This window comes from Streptomyces sp. NPDC050738 (assembly GCF_040654175.1).
In the GTDB taxonomy this organism is placed as follows: Bacteria; Actinomycetota; Actinomycetes; order Streptomycetales; family Streptomycetaceae; genus Streptomyces.
Window position 1 is genome coordinate 20,409 of the sequence record NZ_JBFAHN010000003.1, and the last position, 20,852, is coordinate 41,260.

A 20,852-nucleotide genomic window follows, 5' to 3' on the forward strand; every position below is an offset into this window, starting at 1 on the left:
ATGGCCAATTACTGTGGAAAAGGCAGCAGTTGTGGATAACACCGCCACTCTCACGGGTGAGTCAGCGGTACGAGACCACAGCCGCGAGCAGCCCGGGCCCCGTGTGCGCACCGATCACCGCGCCCACCTCGCTGACATGCAGGTCGACCAGTCCGGGCACTCTCTCCCGCAGCCGCTCGGCAAGCGCTGCCGCCCGCTCCGGAGCCGCGAGATGGTGCACGGCGATGTCGACCGGAGCCGCCCCCGCACGGTCAGCGGCGATCTCCTCCAGCCTGGCGATGGCCTTGGACGCCGTACGCACCTTCTCCAGCGGTTCGATGCGGCCCCCGTTGAGCTCCAGGAGCGGCTTCATCGCAAGTGCCGAACCGAGCAGCGCCTGGGCTGCCCCGATCCGCCCGCCGCGCCGCAGATAGTCCAGGGTGTCGACATAGAAATACGCGAAGGTTCCCCCGGCGCGCTTCTCCGCCGCGGCCACCGCCTCGTCCAGCGATCCGCCCGCATCCGCGACGTCGGCGGCGGCCAGCGCGCAGAAGCCCAGCGCCATCGCGACCATGCCGGTGTCCACCACTCTGACCGGCACCGGAGCGTTCTTCGCGGCCAGCACGGCAGCGTCGTGGGTACCGGAGAACTCGGACGACAGGTGGAGGGAGACGATCGACTCCGCTCCCGCCTCCGCAGCCGCACGATAGGTGGCCGCGAAGGCCTCGGGACTCGGTCTCGACGTGGTCACCGAGCGCCTCTTCTGCAGCGCCTGCGCCAGCGAACGTGCCGAGATCTCCGTGCCCTCCTCCAGGGCCTGGTCCCCCAGAACCACAGTCAGCGGCACAGCGGTGATACCGCGCTGCACCAAGGTCTGCGGCGGCAGGTAGGCCGTTGAATCGGTGACGATCGCGACATGGCGGGACATGAGCGGGAGGTTACCCGCCAGGGGCGCCCCACGGCAGTGCGGGCCGTCACAGTGATCCACTTCAGGACGACTTCAGGCGGTGCTCTCCGGCCGCGAGGACTTCTGCCACGGGTAGTTCGCACGCGGCTGGCTCTGGTCCCTTCCGTTGATCGCCTGAGGCGGGGTATCCACCGGAGAACCAGCCGGGGCGGCCCCGCCCGGAGCGGCCTCGCCCCGAACGCCCTCGGTCTCCACCGGAGTCCAGTGCCGCAGCGCCCCCGCCTCGACGTCGATCTGCGCGACCAGCATCTCCAGGTCGTCGTCGGCGAACCTGCGCGCCCGGTCCCGGGTCACCCACCGCAGCGAGTCCGCCGAGTGCGTGATCCTTTCCGTACGCTCCCGGAGTCCGGGCAGCCGCTCGCCGAGCCGCGCCTTGTCCGGCTCGCGCTCCAGCCGCCTCAGTTCCTCGTCCAGCTCATGGCCGTGCTCGCTGAGCCGCGCGAAGAGCCCGAGCGACTCCTGCAGCGAGGCGTCCTCGGCCGCCCCCGCCTGGAGCGCGTCCTGGGTCGCCCGCATGGAGGTCCGCAGAGACAGCCTGAGCTGCGCGACCTCACCGCCCACCCCCGGCTGTCCGTAACTCTTCGCCCGCAGCGTCGTGTCCTCCACGGTGCGCCGTGCCTGGGTGACGGTGCGCTCCACTCCGCGCTTGGCGGCGGTGACCACCTTGACGGTCACGAACACCCCCAGCGCCACAAAAGTGATGAAGAGCAGCGCCAAGATCGCGATGACGGCTTCCATGGGCGCCCCTCGGCTAGCGGTTTCGGGTCACTCCACGGTAAACGGAACAGGCAGGCCGAGGGTTCCATCGGAACCCCCAACCTGCCCGTAGGGGAAAGCCCTCACACCCTGCCGCGGGAGTTACGCGGGAACGATGTTCACCAGCTTCGGCGCCCGCACGATCACCTTGCGGATGCCCGCGCCTCCCAGTGCGGCGACGACTGCCGCGTCGGCCAGCGCCAGCTTCTCCAGCTCCTCGTCCGTGATCGAGGGCGAGATCTCCAGGCGCGCCTTGACCTTGCCCTTGATCTGCACGACGCAGGTCACGGTCTCGTCCACGACGTACGCCGGGTCCGCCACCGGGAAGTCCTGGTGCACCACGGACTCGCTGTGACCCAGCTTGCGCCACAGCTCCTCCGCGATGTGCGGGGCCAGCGGAGCGATCAGCAGCACCAGCTGCTCGGCGACCGGTCGCGGCAGCGGGCCGCCCGCCTTGGTCAGGTGGTTGTTCAGCTCGGTGACCTTGGCGATCGCGGTGTTGAAGCGCAGCCCCGTCATATCGGCACCGGCGCCGTCGATGGCCTTGTGCAGGGCACGCAGCGTGTCTTCGCCGGCCTCCGTGTCGACGACCGTGACCTCGCCCGTCGTCTCGTCGACGACGTTGCGCCACAGCCGCTGCAGCAGTCGGTACTGACCGACGACGGCACGCGTGTCCCACGGACGCGAGACGTCCAGGGGGCCCATCGCCATCTCGTACAGACGCAGGGTGTCCGCGCCGTACTCACCACAGATCTCGTCCGGAGTGACCGCGTTCTTCAGGGACTTGCCCATCTTGCCCAGGACCCGGCTGACCTTCTCGCCCTCGTAGAAGAACGCGCCGTCGCGCTCCTCGACCTCGGCGGCCGGCACCGCGATCCCGCGGCTGTCGCGGTAGACGAAGGCCTGGATCATGCCCTGGTTGTACAGCTTGTGAAAGGGCTCCACGGACGAGATGTGGCCCAGGTCGTGCAGCACCTTGGACCAGAACCGCGCGTACAGCAGGTGCAGCACCGCGTGCTCCGCGCCGCCGACGTACAGGTCGACGCCGCCGTGCGGCTGGCCCTCGCGCGGGCCCATCCAGTACTGCTCGATGGCCGGGTCGACCAGCTTCTCGCTGTTGCGCGGGTCCAGATAGCGCAGCTCGTACCAGCAGGAACCGGCCCAGTTGGGCATGGTGTTGGTCTCGCGGCGGTACTTCTTCGGCCCGTCGCCCAGGTCCAGGGTGACGTTCACCCAGTCCTCGTTGCGCGACAGCGGCGGCTCCGGGACGGTGTCCGCGTCGTCGGCGTCGAAGGTGCGCGGCGAGTAGTCCTCGACCTCGGGCAGTTCCAGCGGCAGCATCGACTCGGGCAGCGAGTGGGCGATGCCGTCCTCGTCGTAGACGATCGGGAAGGGCTCGCCCCAGTAGCGCTGGCGGCTGAACAGCCAGTCGCGCAGCCGGAAGTTGACCGTGCCCTCGCCGATGGAGCGCGCGGCCAGCCAGTCGGTGATCTTCGCCTTGGCCTCGACGACGCCCAGTCCGTCCAGCGAGATCTCATCGTTGGCGGAGTTGACCAGCTTCGCTTCGTACGAGGCGAAGGCGTCGTCCCAGACCGAGGCGTCCGTGCCGCGGTCGTCCGAGGGCTGCACGACGCAGCGCATCGGCAGCTCGAAGGCGCGCGCGAAAGCGAAGTCGCGGGTGTCGTGGGCGGGTACGGCCATGATCGCGCCCGTGCCGTAGCCCATCAGCACGTAGTCGGCGATGAAGACCGGGACCTGCTCGCCGCTGACCGGGTTGGTCGCGTACGCGCCGGTGAAGACGCCGGTCTTCTCCTTGGCGTCGGCCTGGCGCTCGACGTCGGACTTGGAGGCGGCGAACGCGCGGTACTTGGCGACGGCCTCGGCCGGGGTGGCGTGGCCGCCGGTCCACACGTCGTGCGTGCCCTCGGGCCAGGCGGCCGGGACGATGGCGTCGACCAGCTCGTGCTCGGGGGCCAGCACCATGTAGGTGGCGCCGAACAGGGTGTCCTGGCGGGTGGTGAAGACGGTGATCTTCTCGGGGCCCGCACCCACGGCGAAGTCGACCCGGGCGCCCTCGGAGCGGCCGATCCAGTTCCGCTGCTGCAGCTTGATCGCCTCGGGCCAGTCCAGGCCGTCCAGGTCGTTCAGCAGCCGGTCCGCGTAGGCGGTGATGCGCATGTTCCACTGGCGCAGCTTGGCCTTGAAGACGGGGAAGTTGCCGCGCTCGGAGCGGCCGTCGGCGGTCACTTCCTCGTTCGCCAGTACGGTGCCCAGGCCCGGGCACCAGTTGACGGGTGCATCCGAGGCGTACGCCAGCCGGTACTCGCTCAGGACGTCGGCGCGCTCAGCGGCGCTCAGCGCACTCCAGGAGCGCCCGCCGGAGACGGCGCGCTCCCCGCTCTCGAACTGCGCCACCAGCTCGGCGATCGGCCGCGCGGTCTGCGCCTCGGTGTCGTACCAGGAGTTGAAGATCTGGACGAAGATCCACTGGGTCCACTTGTAGTACTCGGGGTCGATCGTCGCGAACGACCTGCGCTTGTCGTGGCCCAGACCCAGCCGGCGCAGCTGGACCTTCATGTTCTCCATGTTGGCCTCGGTGGAGACCCGGGGGTGCGTGCCGGTCTGCACCGCGTACTGCTCGGCGGGCAGGCCGAAGGCGTCGAAGCCCAGCGTGTGCAGCACGTTGTGGCCGGTCATGCGCTGGTGGCGGGCGTAGACATCGGTGGCGATGTAGCCCAGCGGGTGTCCGACGTGCAGGCCCGCACCGGAGGGGTACGGGAACATGTCCATGATGAACTTCTTGGGCCTGGCGGCCAGTGCGGCGTCGCCGCCCAGCTCCCCGTCACCCGGGTTCGGCGCCTCGTACGTGCCCTCGGCGTCCCAGAAGTCCTGCCAGCGTGCCTCGATGTCGGCCGCCATGGCAGCCGTGTAGCGGTGGGCGGCGGCCGTCTCGGCGGCAGCGGAATTCTCGCTCATGATCCTCAAAGCTCCATCGATCGTCTCTGCCAGCAGCGCCTGCTTCAGGAAATGAAAAAACCCCTCACACAGGAGGGGGCGCCGCACCGACTTGGTTCGTGGTCAGTGCGGCTCGCTAAGCAGAAGGCGTACGGCACGCATGGCGTCAGGGTACCGCAGGCCCCGCGGCGCCCGCACAGGCGTATCGCGGGGGCGAGGTTACTCCGCGTACCGGGCCCTTATGGGGCAAGCGTCCAAACGCCGTACTGCCCGGTACGGGGCGAGCTAGCGTGCCGCAACGGGACTGCATTGCCGAAACGAAACATTCGGAACCTCTGGAGTCGCCTCCCATGAACGCCCACATCCCCCGTCGCGTCCTCCCCGTCGCGTTACTCCTCCTCGTCCCCCTGTTCGCGCTGGCAGGGAGTGACGAGGTCCGTGCCGCACTCGACTTCACCACCGGCGTCCTCACCCTGGTCTCGCTCACCGCCGCCGTCGTCTGGGGGCTGATCGCCACCGACCGCCTGCTGCTCTCCTCCCGGCAACGACTGGTCGCCCAGGCCGTCCACCGCACCGTCTCGGTCGGCTCGATCGTCTTCCTGATCCTGCACATCACGGTCAAGATCGCGCTCGGTCATACGGGCCTGATCGGCGCCCTCATCCCCTTCGGCCTCGGCTTCAGAGGCACAGCCGGCCTGATCGGCCTCGGCTCGCTCGCCGCGTATCTCATGATCACCGCAGGCGCGACGGGCGCCCTGCGCAGCGCCTTCGCCGCCCCCGGGGGGATCGCGGTCCGCTGGCGCGCGCTGCACATGCTGGCGTATCCGGCCTGGTGCACGGGGCTGCTGCACGGCCTGTACGCGGGCCGGCCGCCCAAGACCTGGGTGGTCGTGATGTACGCCCTCTCGCTGACCGCCGTCACCGGCGCGCTCTCCCTGCGTACGCTGCCCCGCCGCACCAAGCGCCGTATCGCCGACCGCATCACCGCGCTGGCCAGGCCCGCTCCCGCCCCCCTCGTCCAGGAGCCGCCGCCTGCCGCCGAGGCCCCGCCGCCCGCACAGCCCCGGCCCGAGCCCTGGCCGGATCCGGGCCCCGCGGCCCCCGCTCCCCCGCTGTACGCGTCCCCCACGCACCCCGCCCCCGGGCTCCCCTCCTCCGCCCGCTGGCCCGCCCCCGCCCCGCCGCCGCCCGCCCAGGCTCCGCCGTACCGCCCCCCGTACGACACCGGCCTTTCCGCGTACGACACCGAACCCCCGTCAGGACCCTTCCAGGCCCCCGCGCCCGGCGAGCCCTGGCACACCCCCGCAGGAGACCGACCGTGAACGTCCCCCTCCCCGACGTCCCCGAGGTCCGTGTCGTCGGGCTCCCCCAACTGACCTCAGGATTCGACCTCGTCGAGCGGCTCGATCTGTCCCTGCACCTCAAGGTGCACGGCCCGCTGAAGCCCCTGACCGGCGAGCACGTGGCCCAGCTCGCCGACGCGATATCGCTCCGCGGCCGGGGCGGGGCGGGCTTCCCCTTCGGCGAGAAATTACGCGCGGTCGCGAAATCCGCGATCCGCCGCGGGGTGCGCCCCGTGATCGTCGTCAACGCCAGCGAGGGCGAGCCGGCCTGCCGCAAGGACACCGTCCTGGTCAACCGCGCCCCTCATCTGGTCCTGGACGGGGCTCTCCTGGCCGCCGAAGCCATCGGCGCCCGCACGCTGGTGGTCGGCCTCACCCGTAACTCCACCGAGGCATCCATGCGCCGGGCCTTCAGCGAGCGCGGCCTGGCCGACCGGCGCGGCCGCTCGCTGCGCGCCCGGATCATCCGCACCCCCGAACGCATGGTCTCCGGCGAGGCATCCGCCCTGATCCGTGCCATCGACGGCGGCCCCGCCCTGCCGCCGGGCCGCCGCACGCGCGCGGCCGAATCGGGCGTGGGAGGCGCCCCCACCCTGCTCTCGAACGCGGAGACCTTCGCCCAACTCGCCGTCGCCGCGCGCCTGGGACCGCAGCGCTACGCCCACACCGGCCTGCCCACCGAGCCCGGCACCGTGCTGCTGACAATTTCCGGCGCGGTCGCCCGCCCGATGGTCGTCGAGGTCCCCACCGGAGTCCCGCTGCGTTACGTCCTCCAGCTGGCCGGCGCCCCGCCCCTGCCCCAGGGCGTGCTGACCGGCGGCTATCACGGCAGCTGGCTGGACGCGTCCGCCGCGCACGACGCCACGGTCTCCCGGGCGTCGCTGGCCGCACTCGGCGGCGCGCTGGGCGCGGGCGCGATCCTCCCGATCGGCTCCGAGACCTGCCCGCTCGGCGAGGCACTGCGCATCGCCAACTGGCTGGCGGCCGAGACCGCGGGCCAGTGCGGCCCCTGCAAACTGGGGCTGCCCGCAGCCGCGGGCGGCCTCTCCGACGTACTGAACGGCGGTGGCCCGGCAGCCCTGGAGGCGCTGCGCGAAGTCACCCAGGCCGTGAAGGGCAGGGGCGCCTGCAAACACCCCGACGGCTCGGCACGCTTCCTCGCCTCCACCGTCTCCACCTTCACCGACGATCTCGCCGCGCATGTGCTCGGCGGTGGATGCGGCCGGGAAACACTCGGCGTGCTGCCGCTGCCGGGACCCGAGGGTTACGCGGAGAAGTCCCTGCCCAGCGGCGAGAAACTGGCCGTCGACTGGACGCTCTGCCAGGGCCACGGGCTCTGTGCCGACCTCGTCCCCGAGCTCATCAGGCTCGGCCCCGACGGCTACCCGGCGCTCGCCGACGCCTCCGTGCCGGTCCACTTGAGGGGGCGTGCGCAGCGCGCCGTACGCCGGTGTCCGGCGCTCGCACTACGGATCGAACAACCGCCCGCCGAGCGCGCACCCCTCCCCGCGCTCCCCGCCGCCGACCGCAAGGCCCTGGGCAGCGGCCGGAGTTGACGGCATACGAGAAGAGGGCCACCCGATCCGGGTGGCCCTCTTCTTCACTGTGGAGCTAAGGAGAATTGAACTCCTGACCTCCTGCATGCCATGCAGGCGCTCTACCAACTGAGCTATAGCCCCTCGATGCGTGCCTCTTTCGCGGGTTTCCCCTTCGGCTTCGCCAACATTACACGGTCGCTGCGGGCCGCCAAAATCCATATCCCCGCCCCGGCCGGCTCCACCCGGCACGCCCGGTACTGTCGCCCTTCGTGACCGTGATCGCACTCCCCGTAACGCGCCTGCGCTCCCTTCCCACCGCTGCCGCAGCCTGCCTGCTCTCCTTCACGGTCTTCTGGTGCGCACAGCGCGCCGCCGACGTCTCGATGATCGACCTGATGGTCTACCGGGCCGAGGGCGGAGCCGTCCGCGCAGGCCAGGACCTCTACGCCATGCGCACCACCGCCGCCCGCCTCCCCACGACGTATCCGCCCTTCGCAGCGCTGCTGTTCACCCCGCTCACGCTGCTCGGCGTCGCGGAGATGCGGGCACTCGTGACGCTCGAGAACCTCGCCCTGCTCGTCGCGCTCGTCCATCTCTCGCTGCGGCTGGCAGGCCGCCGGGCCCCGGAATCCACGCTCTGGATCTCGGCACTGGCCGTCTGGTGCGAACCCGTCTGGACGACGCTGCGCTACGGACAGATCAATCTGCTCCTCGCGGTCGCCGTCCTCTGGGACCTCACCCGCAAGGACGGCCACCGCTGGGCCGGAGTCGCTCTCGGTCTGGCGGCCGCCGTGAAACTCACCCCGGCGTTCTTCGTGCTCCACCTCCTGCTCGCGGCGGTCGTACGACGCCCCTGCCGGCGCCCGGCGGCGCTGGCCGTTGCGGTCTTCACCGCCGCGACCTTCACGGCGGCGGCCGTCCTTCCGTACGACTCGCAGCGCTTCTGGACGGATGCCGTCTTCACCGCGAGCCGGGTGGGCCACGCCGAGGACACCGCCAACCAGTCGCTGCGCGGGGTCCTGGCGCGCCTGCTGCACACCGGCGATCCGGGCCTGTGGTGGGCTGCTGCCGCCGCACTGGCCGCCGCGGCCGGGCTGACGGTGGCCGTACGGGCCGAGCTGCGCGGGGAGCGCGCCGCGGCGGTCGCCGCCTGCGCGGCCACCGCCCTACTCGTCTCGCCGGTCTCCTGGTCCCACCACTGGGTCTGGTGCGTCCCGGTCCTGGTGCTCCTCGGTACGTACGCACGGGGCCCGGCGGCTGCGGCCTGGCTGCTCTTCTGCAGCTACGCCCTGTGGTGGGTGCCGCACGGCCCCGCGCGTCCTGAACTCGCCCAGAACATTGGCCAGATGACGCTGTCCGCGCTCTACCCGCTGACGGCGGTGGCCCTGCTGGTGGGGTTGTGGCGCGCTCAGGCCGTGGCGAAGGAGTAGAACCGCTTGAGGGTGCAGTGCTCGTCGAGCAGCCGCCCGTAGATCGGCTCGCCCTCAAGCTCCCGGTAGGTCTCGATCGGGTCGCCCTTTATGACCAGCGCCCGCGCGCATTCCTCGCACCAGTACTGGAAGTCGGGGTTGATCGGGTCCATGTCCCTGACGATGGGCGTACCGCTGCCGCACCAGTCGCATTTTCTCCTGTGTGCACCCACGTCAGTTCCAGCTGTGGCCGCAGGCCGTGCATACGCAGGAGGTGCCGCCGTTGTCCCCGAGGACCTGGGCGACACGGACGGAGCCGCAGGACAGGCACGTCAGCTTGCTCGCGGGCATGCGCTCTCCCTCCCCGTCTCGGACCGTCGTCCCCCTCCGGCCGTCCGATTCTGCCATGGCCCCGCAAGGGGGTCAGCGGCGTCGGCGTACCAGTCCGGCCACACCACCGGCGATCGCCGCGATTGCCAGCGCAACGGTGCATACCCAGAGCGCATCGGCGGACGCATGCGCCCCCGGCGCATCCAGCCGGTTGAGGAAGAGTGTGCCGAAGGCCGCGACGCCGATCAGCTGTCCCAGCTGGGTGACGGTCGCCAGCAGCCCGCTGGCATCCGCCGCGTCCTCGGGCCGTACGTTCGCGAGCGCGCCCGCGAAGGTGGGGCTGAAGGCGGCGGAGAGCCCCGCACCGATCCCCGCGTACGCGACGAAGATCCAGACGCCTCCGTTGCTCCCGTCCTTGAGGACCCGTCCCACCGCCAGCGCCGATACGGCGGTCAGCACGAACCCGGCCGGTATCAGGTGCTTGAGAAGCACGGCCGGCCAGCGCCGCCAGGTCAGCCCGACCGCGCCGAAGACCACCGCGGTCGGGGCGAAGGTCAGTCCGGCACGCATCGCGCTGTAGCCGAGCCCGCCCTGGATGTGCAGGGTGAGCGCGAAGAGGAAGCCAGCGTTCACCGCCATGACCGCCATGATCCGTGCCACCGCCAGGCCCATGCCGGGAATCCTGAGCACCCTGGGTGCGATCAGCGGGGCGCCCCCGCGCCGCGCCAGGGCGGATTCGTAGGCGAAGAAGGCGGCGAAGAGCACCACGCTGGATCCGAGCGAGAACCAGGACCAGAGGGGCCAGTCGAGCTCCTGGCCGAGAACCAGCGGAACGGTGAGCAGGCAGACGGAGGCGGCGAGAAGGACGAGACCCGGCAGATCGAGACCGCGGGAGCGCTCCGGCTCCTGACGGCGGTCCTTGGGCAGGACTCGGGCGCCCAGAACCAGCAGCGCTGCCCCCATCGGTACGTTCACCAGAAAGACCGGGCGCCAGCTCGCACCGAAGAGGTCGGCGCTGACCAGCACACCGCCGACCACCTGACCGGCAGCGGCGCCGGTGGCGAGCACCGCGGAGTAGAAGCCGAGGGCCCGCATCCGGGCAGGTCCGGTGAAGTTGCGCTGGATGAGCGAGAGCACCTGGGGGATCATCAGGGCCGTGCCGGCGCCCTGGACGAACCGGAAACCGATCAACTCCCCTGTCCCCTGGGCCAGTCCGCAGGCGAGCGAGGCCAGGGTGAAGAGCGCGAGACCGCCGAGATACATCCTTCGATGGCCCAGCAGATCACCGAGTCTGGCTCCGGTGATCAGCAGCACGGCGTAGGCGATGGAGTATCCGGCGACGATGAGCTGCAACCCGGCGCCCGAAGCGTGCAGTTCGGTGCGGATGGTGGGGGCGGCGACATTCACGATGAAGACGTCCAGGAGCGCCATGAACTGGGCCGCGAGCACGACGGCGAGCAGCCACCCGGACCGTTTGTCAGTGCCAGGGGCTTTACTGAGTACAGGAGTTGCCGGGGTCGTTGTCGTCATGATGTCGAGCGTGACGGCGATCCGGTACAGGTAATGAGAGCCCAGCGATGCTGGTACTGACAGCACCTGGCAACGATGGGGCTCTGCAGGGACCATGGGGGTGTGACGACGATGGCCGCATCGAAGGATCGCAGACGACTGGAGTTGGCCGCGTTTCTGCGCAGCCGCAGGGCAAGGGTGACACCGGCGGACGTGGGCATGCCCGGAGGGCTGCGGCGCCGCACCCCCGGACTGCGCCGCGAGGAGGTCGCACAGCTCTCGGGCGTCGGTGTGACCTGGTACACCTGGCTGGAGCAGGGCCGGCCGATCAACGCCTCGGCCCAGGTCCTGGACGCCGTCTCGCGCACGCTCCGCCTCGACGAGGCCGAGCGCGAGCATCTCTACCAACTGGCCGAAGTCCCCTTCACCCCGGACCGCGAGCGGGACGCCTCGTCCGTCGGTGCCGACATCCAGGGCATCATCGACGCCCTCGACCCGCACCCGGCCGTCGTCTACAACGCGCGCTACGACATCCTCGCCACCAACCCCGCCTACCGCGATCTCTTCAACGTCCCGGAGCTCACCGAAGGCGGCTCGCGCAATGTGCTGTGGACCCTCTTCACGGTCCCTGAGTGCGACTGCCCGGTCCTCTTCCGGGAGAAGGAACTGCCCGTGATGGTCGCGACGCTGCGCGCCTCGTACGGCCGCCATGTGGGAGAGCCCGCCTGGGAGTCCTTCGTCGCCCGCCTCTCGGCCTCCAGCCCCTTCTTCGCCACGCTCTGGCAGAGCGGTGACGTGGTTCCGCCGGGCCCGCGAATAAAGACCTTCCGCCATGATTCGGTGGGCGAGATCCGGATGACGTCGGTCTCGCTCTCGATCAATGGAATGCCCGAGTGCAGGATCGTCGCGTACACCCCGAGCGATGACGAGAGCAGCCTGCGGACCAGGACACTGCGCGACAACAGGGTGAAGCTCTGGGCCTGAGCCGCGGGGATGGAAAACAGAAGATCCCGGCGCCTTCGGTGGAAGGAACCGGGATCTTGATTGTGGAGCTAAGGAGAATTGAACTCCTGACCTCCTGCATGCCATGCAGGCGCTCTACCAACTGAGCTATAGCCCCGCTGTTCGCTGTGTGCTCCGCACTTTCTGCGGTTCCGCGCTGCGAACAAGAGGAACTTTAGCCTGTGACCAGCCGGAAAGTGAAATCCGCTAGTCGTCGTCCCCGAGCACCGGTTCCGGAAGGGTTCCGGCGTTGTGCTCCATCAGTCGCCAGCCGCGTGCGCCCTCGCCCAGAACCGACCAGCAGCAGTTGGAGAGCCCGCCCAGGCCCTCCCAGTGGTGGGACTCCAGACCGAGCAGCCGGCCGATGGTGGTGCGGATCGTGCCGCCGTGGCTGACCACGACGAGCGTGCCGCCGTCGGGCAGTTTGTCGGCGTGCGCGAGCACGACCGGAGCGGCCCGGTCGGCGACCTCGGTCTCCAGCTCGCCGCCGCCCCTGCGCACCGGCTCGCCGCGCTTCCACGCGGTGTACTGGTCGCCGAAGCGCGCCACGATCTCCTCGTGGGTCAGCCCTTGCCAGTCGCCCGCGTACGTCTCGCGCAGGCCGGAGTCGTGCGTGACCTCCAGACCCGTGACGGCCGCCAGCTCGCCGGCGGTGGCCGCGGCCCGCTTGAGGTCGGAGGCGATGATCGCGTCCGGCTTCAGCGAGGCGAGCAGCCTGGCCGCCCGGGAGGCCTGGGCCACGCCGGTCTCGGTCAGCTCGATGTCCGTGGAGCCCTGGAAGCGACGCTCCAGATTCCACGCGGTCTGGCCGTGCCGCCACAGGACGATGCGGCGGCCCCGGCCGCCCTTGGTGCCGTTCAGCTCAGCTCACCGTCCATGTCCAGGCCGCTGCCGGGGGCCTGCCCGTTGAGCTCGGCGTGCTCCGCACCCTTGCCGCGGGTCTTCACCGCGTCCTCGGGGAGGGGCAGCTCGGGGCAGTCTTTCCAGAGCCGCTCGAGGGCGTAGTAGACACGCTCCTCGCTGTGCTGGACGTGGACGACGATGTCGACGTAGTCGAGGAGGATCCAGCGGGCGTCGCGGTCGCCTTCACGGCGCACCGGCTTGGCGCCGAGCTCCTTGCTGAGGCGCTCCTCGATCTCGTCGACGATCGACTTGACCTGGCGGTCGTTGGGCGCGGAGGCGAGCAGGAAGGCGTCGGTGATCGACAGCACATCGCTGACGTCGTACGCGGTGATGTCGTGCGCGAGCCGGTCTGCGGCCGCCTGAGCGGCGGCGTTGATGAGCTCGATGGAGCGGTCCGTGGCGGTCACAAGCAGGCTTTCGTCGGCGGTCGTGTAGACCTCAAGGGTCTCACGTACCGCCGACGACCCGGTCAGGAAGTCTTGATCTTGTAATCCTGACCGAGAACGACCGTGACATCGGCGTTCGGGGCGGCTGTGCCCTTCTTTACCGCGCCGGCGGAAAGCCCCAGTGTCTTGGCGACCTCTTCCGCCTTCGCCTTGTCCGCTACGTCACCATAGGTGACCTGCGACGATGCGACCGAACTCGTCTTTCCGGCGTCCACGAAGGCGTACCCGCCGTTGACGACCGTGACCCTCGCGGACTCCTTGGCGCCCGACTTTCCGGTGGCGTCCTTGATCCCCACACGGGTCGTCGAGTCCTTGTCCGGAGCCTTCACGGCGCCGCCCAGGATGTCCTTGACCACACTGTTGCTCGCCGCCGCGGTGAGCGTGCCGTCGGACTGGACCGGCAGCAGCGCCGTCTTGTACGCACCCTTCTTGGCGTGCTCGGCGAGCTTGGCGAGCGTGGCTCCCAGGTCGGCGTCCGTCAGAGAGGGGTCCAAGACCTGGTTCAGGTTCTTGACCACGGTCGTCGCGGCCTCGGGCACGGAGGTGAACTTCTTCAGTACGGCCTGCATGACCTGCCCGAGACGCTGCAGCTGCGCCGCCTCGGCCTCGCCGGGTGCCCGGTAGGTGGCGTACGCGACGGCCATCGTGCCGCTGAGCGACTGGGCCTTGCCCTTCTTCACCAGGGGCTGGGCGCCCTTCTTGGTGTCGGGCACCTGGATGTCGGTGTCGACCTCGATGGCGCCGACGGCCTCGACCAGGTTCTCCAGATAGGGGGTGTCCAGCCGCCAGGTGCCGCCGATCTTGGCGCCGAAGAGCGTGTCGAGCGATTCCCTGGTGCCGTCCGAACCGTCGTCGTCCACCGACTTGGCGAGCGTCGTGGAGGTGCCGTCGTCGGTCGTCACCATGAGCGAGTTGGGGAGCAGGACGGTGCTGCCCTGCTGGGTGGTGGTGTTGTCGACGAGCAGCAACGTGGAGGTGGGGGCGCCCTGCTTGTGCAGGTGCATCACGATCACGTCGCGCTTCTCCGCGCCCGTGGCGACCGCACCCTTCTCCTCCTTGGAGCCGGCAAGACCGGGGATCTTGTCCGTGTACCAGAGGTAGCCCGCACCACCGACGACCAGCAGGGCCAGCACGACTATCAGCGAGGTGACGCGGTTGCGGCCGCGGCGCTTGGCCTCCTCGCGCCGCTCGGAGCGGCTCTCGGTGAACGCCAGCCAATCGATGACGTCCTCGGAGTCCTCGTCGGGCTCTTCGGTGAAGGCGAACTGGCCGGTGTCGTACTCACCGCCGCCGGGGGCGGGCCGCCGCTGCTCGGGCACGGTCGGCTGCGGTGCGGGCGGGGCCTGCTGGGGCTGCTGACGCTGCTGCTGCGGTTGCTGCTGCGGAGGCGCGGCCCACTGCTGCGTGCTGTCGACCGCGGGCTGCTGACCGGTGCCGTAGTCCTGGCCATAACCGTCGTACCCCGGCTGCTGGTACGGCTGTTGAGGCTGGGGGTGCTGCTGCGGCTGGGCGTACGGGTCGTAGCCGTACCCCTGCTGCGGCGGCTGCTGCACGGGCTGGGACTGCTGGGACTGCTGGGGCTGCTGCTGCTGCCCGTACGGGTCATAGCTCTGGTACACCGGCTGTCCGTACTCGTCGTACCCGACGAGCTGCATCGGCTGCCCGTACTGGTCGTACTGGACGTACGGGTTCTGTCGGTCGTTCAACGGTGCCCCTCTCCGCGGCTCATTCGCCGCGGTACAGCTGGCGCTTGTCGATGTAGCGCACCACACCGTCCGGAACCAGGTACCAGACCGGATCTCCCTGCGCGACGCGCACGCGGCAGTCCGTCGACGAGATCGCCAGTGCCGGCACCTCCACCAGGGAGACACCGCCCTCGGGGAGCCCGTCGTCCGTCAGGACGTGACCCGGCCTGGTCACGCCGATGAAGTGGGCGAGCGCGAAGAGTTGTTCCGCGTCGCGCCAGGTGAGGATCTGGGAGAGCGCGTCGGCACCGGTGATGAAGAACAGGTCCGCGTCGGTGTTGGCGTCGCGCAGATCCCGCAGGGTGTCGTGGGTGTACGTCGCCCCGCCGCGGTCGATGTCGATGCGACTGACCGAGAACTGCGGGTTCGACGCCGTCGCGATGACGGTCATCAGATAGCGGTCCTCGGCCGGGGACACCGCCTTGTGGCTCTTCTGCCACGGTTGTCCCGTCGGTACGAACACCACCTCGTCCAGATGGAACTGCGAAGCCACCTCACTGGCGGCCACCAGGTGCCCGTGGTGGATCGGGTCGAAAGTCCCGCCCATCACGCCGAGACGCCTCTTCTGCTCTCCCATGCGTGCAGACCCTACTGGTCGTGGCTGAGGACCAGGAATCAGCGGTCGCGGTTGAAGCGCGTGGTGATCCACAGAAGGAGGATCAGAGCGACGAAGGCGCCACCGCCTGTGATGTAAGGGCTGAGCGATTCGTGGTTTCCGCCCTTTTCGGCACCCTCTGCGAGGGACACGAGGCTGGCGGCGGTGGTGTGGAGGCTCATCGGCAGGACCTATCCGGGAGTCGGAGCGGGAACTTCAACTTCGGCACATCGTATGCGGGCCCTGCGGGCACGCTCACGCCGACTCAGTCGTTGTTGCGGTATCCACGCAGCAGAATCCAGGCAAGCAGCCCAGCTCCGACAATCGAGACGACGAGCACCACACGGATCACATTGCCCGGGCCCTGCGCATCGGATGCGGCCGCAAGCAGCGCCAACTGGTCTGACATGTCGGGTGTGCCTCTCAGAGTTTGTCCACAGCCCCCGGCTCAACGGTAGACCCAGGGCATACGCTGAAGGCCGTCAGGGGGACGAGCAAGGACTCGCAGACAACAGGGGGACCACCGATGACCGACGACACCAGCGGGACCACCGGCAGCAGCGACAAGGTGCCCAGCAGGCAGCGCAAGCGCTTCCCCGGCATCTCCTCGCGCGCCTACGAGCACCCCGCGGACCGCTCGGCACTCGTCGCGCTGCGCAAGCTCACGGGCTTCGACACGGTCTTCAAGGCGCTCAGCGGTCTGCTGCCCGAGCGGAGCCTGCGGCTGCTCTTCCTCTCCGACTCGGTGCGCGTGAGCGACGCCCAGTTCTCCCACCTCAACGACATGCTGCGGGACGCCTGTTACATCCTGGACCTGGAGAAGGTCCCGCCGATGTACGTCACGCAGAACCCGCAGCCCAACGCCATGTGCATCGGTCTGGACGAGCCGATCATCGTGGTCACCACGGGTCTGGTCGAGCTGCTCGACGAGGAGGAGATGCGCGCGGTCATCGGCCACGAGGTCGGCCACGCCCTCTCCGGGCACTCCGTGTACCGCACCATCCTGCTCTTCCTCACCAACCTCGCGCTCAAGGTCGCCTGGATCCCCCTCGGCAACGTCGCGATCATGGCGATCGTGACGGCGCTGCGCGAGTGGTTCCGCAAGTCGGAACTGTCCGCGGACCGGGCCGGGCTGCTCGTCGGCCAGGATCTCAAGGCGTCGATGCGCGGGCTGATGAAGATCGCCGGCGGCAACCACCTGCACGAGATGAACGTGGACGCGTTCCTGGAGCAGGCCGAGGAGTACGAGGCGGGCGGCGATCTGCGCGACTCCGTACTGAAGATCCTCAACATCCTGCCGCGCACCCACCCCTTCACGACGGTGCGCGCCGCCGAGCTGAAGAAGTGGGCCGAGAGCCGCGACTTCCAGCGGATCATGGACGGGCACTACCCGCGGCGCGACGCGGACAAGGACACCTCGGTCTCGGACTCCTTCCGCCAGTCGGCGTCCAGTTACGCCAGCGACGTACGCAACTCCAAGGACCCGCTGATGAAGCTGGTCGGCGACATAGCGGGCGGTACGGCGGACATGGGCGGGAAGCTGCGCTCCAAGTTCACCGGTGGCAACGGCGGAAACAGCGGAAACGGCGGATCGGGCAGCACCGGGACGGCCAAGGGCGAGGCTACGAACGGCGAGGAGCCGGGCTCGGCTGAGAGCTAGCCGCGAGCGTCCCGCACAGCGAGGCGGTGGCCTGCCCGGTGGCGTACGGATCCGTGCCCGCCGGTCCCTGGGCCGTCGCCTGCTTGCCGGCGAGCAGCGGCCTCAGCACGGCGGCCGCATCGTCCGAGCAGGCCTGCGGACCGGCCTGTACGTACGCGATCCGGAGCTCCAGCCGGTGCTGGCGCAGGTCCTCCTGGTCGAAGCGGAAGTGCAGCTCACGGCGGACGGTGAACAGCGAGACGCCGGTGGCGGCGCCGGTCCCCGCGCCGGCGGGCCGCAGCGCGTACGTGAAGGTGTGGTCCGCGACCACTTCGAGCACACCCGCGCTCGCCTCCGCGTAGGCCAGCGTGCCCTGTACCCGTACCCGGTCGGCGAGTGTCACCTTCGACGCGTCGAAGCGCACCAGCCAGCCGGTCGCCGCATGACGCCCGTCGTCGGCCGGTGCGTCGAAGCTCCGGTCGAACTGCTCGAACTGGTCCGGGGCGAGCAGCACCCGGACCGGGCGCACCACGCCGCCGATGAGCACATCGGGATCGAGCGAGGACTCCACGATGTAGTCCTTGGCGGTGGTCAGCGCGGTCGTGACCTGGCTGTCGGCGAAGTGGTCGGTCCGCCGGACCGCGGGCAGATTGACCCCCTCGGCGCCGATCCTGAACTGGGCGGCCGGGCTGCGCGCGAAGAGGTCGGCGGCACTGCCGCCCTGGACCGCGCCCTGCGGCGCCAGCGGGATCACGGTCATCCGGGCGGGTTCGGCCTTCGGGGTCTCCGGGGTCACGTAGGGGTGGCGCACGCCCATGTAGATCGCCGTGCCGAAGGCCATCAGCAGGAGCACCACCAGGACGAAGGCCTGCTTGGGTCCGCTCCGCAGCGAGAAGGCGGAACGGCTGCGCACGGCCCGGGCGTGGTGGCCCATCCGCTCCTGGGCGGAGAATTCCTGCAGCCGGGCAGCGCGGACGAACGATTCGTCGAAGACGACGGACCGGTACTCGTCCTCGCCACCGCTGGGGAGGCCTTCAGGTGTTCCCTCGGGTGGCTCTCCGCGCCCCGTCATACCTTCAGAGTAGGTCGCGGAACGGGAAGGTAAACGCCCTGGTACACGACAAGTTCGGACGAGTTCTCACGCGGCGGCTCAAGGGGTGCGCGGGACCGCGGACACAGCGGGCACGGAGTAGTCCGCGGATGCCGAAGGGGCCGCCGCTCCCGGCGTATCGATCCCGCTGGACGCGGGCAGCGGCACCTGGCTGTCGCGGCTGGCCGCGGCGCCGCGGTAGACCGCGGCGAAGGCCAGCGCGACCATGCCCACACCCAGCACCAGAGCCAGCATCCAGGCGATGGGCCGGTGCCAGCGGGCGGAGCCGCGGTACGGGCGCAGCACGCCGCCGTGCCGTCCATAGGGTCCGGTGTCCGGGGCGTTCAACTCCCCCGCGCCGTACGCGTCGTAGCCGACGCCGCGGCGGTAGTCGTCGTAGGGGTCCTCGTCGCCGGGTATACCGCCCGCCCGGGCCCGGGCGGCCTCGGCCGCGGCCCGCGCCTCCGCGGCGGCCAACAGCCGCTCCACGGCGCTCGGTTCATGTATCGCGGCGGCCCGTACGAACTCCTCGTCGAACACCACGGAGGCGAATTCGTCGTCCGCACCCCCGCGGTCGTCGTCGGGCCTGTTCCCCACGTCGTCCGGCACGGATTCAGAGTAGACCGGGACGGGCGTTTTGGGCAGGGAGAGTACGAAGTTGACCGCCCCGAAGGCCTGTTAGCGGATGTGGCCGTCCCCGGTCACGATGTACTTCGTCGACGTCAGCTCGGGCAGTCCCATCGGGCCACGCGCATGCAGCTTCTGCGTGGAGATCCCGATCTCCGCCCCGAAGCCGAACTGGCTGCCGTCGGTGAACCGCGTGGAGGCGTTCACCGCGACCGTCGTGGAGTCCACGAGCTGCGTGAAGCGCCGTGCCGCCTGCTGCGAGGTGGTGACGATCGCCTCCGTGTGCCCCGAGGTCCACAGCCGGATGTGGTGCACGGCCGCATCGAGCGAGTCGACGACGGCCGCCGCGATGTCGTACGAGAGGTACTCCGTCTCCCAGTCCTCGGGCGTGGCCGCCACCACCGTCGCCTTGGACCCCTCGGCGTAGGCGACGAACCGCTCGTCGCCGTGGACCGTCACACCCGCCTCGGCCAGTGCCTCCAGCGCCAGCGGCACGAAAGCATCGGCGATGTCCCGGTGGACCAGGAGCGTCTCGGCCGCGTTGCAGACCGAGGGCCGCTGCGCCTTGGAGTTGATGAGGATCTCGACCGCCATGTCGAGGTCGGCAGCCGCGTCCACGTACACATGGCAGTTGCCGGTGCCGGTCTCGATGACCGGGACGGTCGACTGCTCGACGACGGTACGGATCAGGGAGGCGCCGCCGCGCGGAATGAGCACGTCCACCATGCCGCGCGCCCGCATCAACTCCCCCACCGATTCCCGGGATTCGCCCGGCACCAGCTGCACGGCGTCCGCGGGCAGCCCGGAGCCCCCGACGGCGTCGCGCAGCACCCGTACCAGCGCCGTGTTGGAGGCGTACGCGGACGACGAGCCGCGCAGCAGCACCGCGTTGCCCGACTTCAGGCACAGCGCGGCGGCGTCCACCGTGACGTTGGGGCGGGCTTCGTAGATGATCCCGACGACACCCAGCGGCACCCGCACCTGGCGCAGATCGATGCCGTTGGGCAGCGTGGAGCCGCGTACGACCTCGCCGACCGGGTCGGGCAGGGCCGCCACGTCGCGCACATCGGCGGCGATGGCGCGCACCCGCTCGGGGGTGAGGGTGAGCCGGTCGAGAGCCGTCTCGGCGGTGCCCGCGGCCCGCGCCTTCGCCACGTCCGCCGCGTTCGCCTCGACGATCTCGGCGGTCCGCACCTCCAGCGCATCGGCCATGGCCAGCAGCGCATCGTCCTTGGCGGCACGTGGCAGCGGTGCCAGATCGGCCGCTGCGGCGCGGGCGCGGTAGGCGGCCTGGATGACCGGGGACTGGTCGGAGAGCGGCGAGAGCGAGGTCATGCACGCAGACTAATGCGCCCGCTCCGGCCGTCCGACCGCAATCCCAGCCTCCGAGACAGCCTGCGAGACTCAGAAGGGGTGGACGCCCACCGGCGCGGCCGGCGGCGGTCCGTACCCCTCGGCGATCCGCTGGTGGTACGTCTCGCGGTCGATGACCTCCAGGCCGACGATCTTCCACGGGGGCAGCTGTGCGGTCTGCCGGTGCTCGCCCCACAGCCGCAGGGCGACGGCCGCCGCGTCGTGCAGATCGCGCGCCTCCTCCCAGTAGCGGATCTCCGCATGGTCGCCCGCGTACCGGCTGGTCAGCAGGAACGGGTGGTCGTGGGCGAGCTGTTCGAGGCCGCGCCTGACCTCCTTCAGCGGGGCCTCGGCCCCGGAGACGCTCAGCGTGATGTGCCACAGCTTGGACAACGCTGTGGTCTCCGCGGACTCTCCCCGCGAGCCCTCGTCGGGCTCCGACTGCGGGCTCTCCTCATAGCCGGTTCCCGCACCGACGCTGGTCAGGGTCCGCTCCCCGGCCCCTCGGGGCGGTGACCCCGGGCGCGCTCGTCTCACCGGCGGCCTCCTGTGCTGCTGTGTTGTGGCGTGCTGCTTGTGCCCCCGAGACAAAGTTGACCAGCCCGACGGGGGTCACGGGGCGGTTTCCGTAAAGGTTCCTGTCAAAAGGCTGGACTTTCAGCCGTT

At 70.1% G+C, this 20,852-nt stretch carries 20 protein-coding genes and 2 tRNA genes; 5 read left to right on the forward strand and 17 right to left on the reverse strand.

The window, feature by feature from the left end; translation table 11 throughout:
• Window positions 1–61: 61 nt before the first annotated feature.
• The 3 genes from AB0H78_RS08180 to leuS form a co-directional block, all read right to left on the reverse strand.
• Window positions 62–907, reverse strand: coding sequence for a DegV family protein (locus tag AB0H78_RS08180; protein ID WP_363233461.1), 846 nt, complete (start codon window positions 905–907; stop codon window positions 62–64).
• A gap of 72 nt (window positions 908–979) precedes the next feature.
• The gene (locus AB0H78_RS08185) at window positions 980–1,684 is read right to left on the reverse strand and encodes a hypothetical protein (RefSeq protein ID WP_363233462.1); all 705 of its coding nucleotides are present in this window, start codon (window positions 1,682–1,684) and stop codon (window positions 980–982) included.
• Between the two features lie 120 nt (window positions 1,685–1,804).
• Complete coding sequence (gene leuS, locus AB0H78_RS08190) at window positions 1,805–4,678, reverse strand: leucine--tRNA ligase (RefSeq protein ID WP_363233463.1); 2,874 nt, start codon at window positions 4,676–4,678, stop codon at window positions 1,805–1,807.
• Window positions 4,679–5,007: 329 nt separating this feature from the next.
• On the opposite strand from leuS, the gene AB0H78_RS08195 reads away from it, so the two are divergent.
• Together AB0H78_RS08195 and AB0H78_RS08200 are read left to right on the forward strand one after the other, a co-directional pair.
• Window positions 5,008–5,979, forward strand: coding sequence for a hypothetical protein (locus tag AB0H78_RS08195; RefSeq protein WP_363233464.1), 972 nt, complete (start codon window positions 5,008–5,010; stop codon window positions 5,977–5,979).
• On the forward strand, window positions 5,976–7,556 hold the full coding sequence (locus AB0H78_RS08200; RefSeq protein WP_363233465.1) for an NADH-ubiquinone oxidoreductase-F iron-sulfur binding region domain-containing protein: 1,581 nt from the start codon (window positions 5,976–5,978) through the stop codon (window positions 7,554–7,556). Before AB0H78_RS08195 ends, AB0H78_RS08200 begins: the two co-directional genes overlap by 4 nt.
• A 50-nt stretch (window positions 7,557–7,606) precedes the next feature.
• On the opposite strand, the gene AB0H78_RS08205 is transcribed toward AB0H78_RS08200, so the two are convergent.
• Window positions 7,607–7,679: transfer RNA gene (locus AB0H78_RS08205), tRNA-Ala, on the reverse strand.
• Window positions 7,680–7,807: 128 nt separating this feature from the next.
• On the opposite strand from AB0H78_RS08205, the gene AB0H78_RS08210 reads away from it, so the two are divergent.
• Window positions 7,808–8,968: a glycosyltransferase 87 family protein gene (locus AB0H78_RS08210; protein ID WP_363233466.1), complete on the forward strand. Its 1,161-nt coding sequence runs from the start codon at window positions 7,808–7,810 to the stop codon at window positions 8,966–8,968.
• On the opposite strand, the gene AB0H78_RS08215 is transcribed toward AB0H78_RS08210, so the two are convergent.
• A complete protein-coding gene (locus tag AB0H78_RS08215; RefSeq protein ID WP_206962541.1) occupies window positions 8,947–9,180 on the reverse strand; it encodes a hypothetical protein in 234 nt (77 codons plus the stop codon). The two genes, AB0H78_RS08210 and AB0H78_RS08215, sit on opposite strands and share 22 nt — an antisense overlap.
• A 190-nt stretch (window positions 9,181–9,370) precedes the next feature.
• Window positions 9,371–10,807, reverse strand: a complete 1,437-nt coding sequence (locus tag AB0H78_RS08220) for an MFS transporter (RefSeq protein WP_363233467.1) — start codon at window positions 10,805–10,807, stop codon at window positions 9,371–9,373.
• Window positions 10,808–10,918: 111 nt separating this feature from the next.
• Here AB0H78_RS08220 and AB0H78_RS08225 point away from each other — a divergent pair, with 111 nt between their 5' ends.
• On the forward strand, window positions 10,919–11,770 hold the full coding sequence (locus AB0H78_RS08225) for a helix-turn-helix transcriptional regulator (RefSeq protein WP_363234069.1): 852 nt from the start codon (window positions 10,919–10,921) through the stop codon (window positions 11,768–11,770).
• A gap of 63 nt (window positions 11,771–11,833) precedes the next feature.
• Here the strand turns inward: AB0H78_RS08225 and AB0H78_RS08230 are convergent.
• The 7 genes from AB0H78_RS08230 to AB0H78_RS08260 form a co-directional block, all read right to left on the reverse strand.
• Window positions 11,834–11,906, reverse strand: a tRNA-Ala gene (locus AB0H78_RS08230).
• A gap of 89 nt (window positions 11,907–11,995) precedes the next feature.
• Complete coding sequence (locus tag AB0H78_RS08235; protein ID WP_363234070.1) at window positions 11,996–12,649, reverse strand: histidine phosphatase family protein; 654 nt, start codon at window positions 12,647–12,649, stop codon at window positions 11,996–11,998.
• Window positions 12,646–13,098 (reverse strand): ribosome silencing factor, encoded by a 453-nt coding sequence (rsfS, locus tag AB0H78_RS08240; protein WP_363233468.1) that lies wholly within the window; start codon window positions 13,096–13,098, stop codon window positions 12,646–12,648. Before rsfS ends, AB0H78_RS08235 begins: the two co-directional genes overlap by 4 nt.
• A 62-nt stretch (window positions 13,099–13,160) precedes the next feature.
• On the reverse strand, window positions 13,161–14,843 hold the full coding sequence (locus tag AB0H78_RS08245) for an LCP family protein (RefSeq protein WP_363233469.1): 1,683 nt from the start codon (window positions 14,841–14,843) through the stop codon (window positions 13,161–13,163).
• 19 nt (window positions 14,844–14,862) lie between these two features.
• Complete coding sequence (nadD, locus tag AB0H78_RS08250; protein WP_363233470.1) at window positions 14,863–15,459, reverse strand: nicotinate-nucleotide adenylyltransferase; 597 nt, start codon at window positions 15,457–15,459, stop codon at window positions 14,863–14,865.
• A gap of 38 nt (window positions 15,460–15,497) precedes the next feature.
• Window positions 15,498–15,659 (reverse strand): hypothetical protein, encoded by a 162-nt coding sequence (locus tag AB0H78_RS08255; protein ID WP_363233471.1) that lies wholly within the window; start codon window positions 15,657–15,659, stop codon window positions 15,498–15,500.
• Between the two features lie 83 nt (window positions 15,660–15,742).
• Window positions 15,743–15,886 carry a hypothetical protein gene (locus AB0H78_RS08260; RefSeq protein WP_363233472.1) on the reverse strand — a complete coding sequence of 48 codons (144 nt, stop codon included), beginning with the start codon at window positions 15,884–15,886 and terminating at the stop codon, window positions 15,743–15,745.
• Window positions 15,887–16,003: 117 nt separating this feature from the next.
• On the opposite strand from AB0H78_RS08260, the gene AB0H78_RS08265 reads away from it, so the two are divergent.
• Window positions 16,004–17,137 (forward strand): M48 family metallopeptidase, encoded by a 1,134-nt coding sequence (locus AB0H78_RS08265; protein WP_363233473.1) that lies wholly within the window; start codon window positions 16,004–16,006, stop codon window positions 17,135–17,137.
• Here the strand turns inward: AB0H78_RS08265 and AB0H78_RS08270 are convergent.
• The 4 genes from AB0H78_RS08270 to AB0H78_RS08285 form a co-directional block, all read right to left on the reverse strand.
• Window positions 17,100–18,188 (reverse strand): hypothetical protein, encoded by a 1,089-nt coding sequence (locus AB0H78_RS08270; RefSeq protein WP_363233474.1) that lies wholly within the window; start codon window positions 18,186–18,188, stop codon window positions 17,100–17,102. The genes AB0H78_RS08265 and AB0H78_RS08270 overlap by 38 nt on opposite strands.
• Window positions 18,189–18,266: 78 nt before the next feature.
• Window positions 18,267–18,815, reverse strand: coding sequence for a hypothetical protein (locus AB0H78_RS08275; protein WP_363233475.1), 549 nt, complete (start codon window positions 18,813–18,815; stop codon window positions 18,267–18,269).
• 69 nt (window positions 18,816–18,884) lie between these two features.
• The gene (locus AB0H78_RS08280; protein WP_363233476.1) at window positions 18,885–20,168 is read right to left on the reverse strand and encodes a glutamate-5-semialdehyde dehydrogenase; all 1,284 of its coding nucleotides are present in this window, start codon (window positions 20,166–20,168) and stop codon (window positions 18,885–18,887) included.
• Window positions 20,169–20,237: 69 nt separating this feature from the next.
• Window positions 20,238–20,723, reverse strand: a complete 486-nt coding sequence (locus AB0H78_RS08285) for a hypothetical protein (RefSeq protein ID WP_363233477.1) — start codon at window positions 20,721–20,723, stop codon at window positions 20,238–20,240.
• Between the last annotated feature and the right edge of the window lie 129 nt (window positions 20,724–20,852).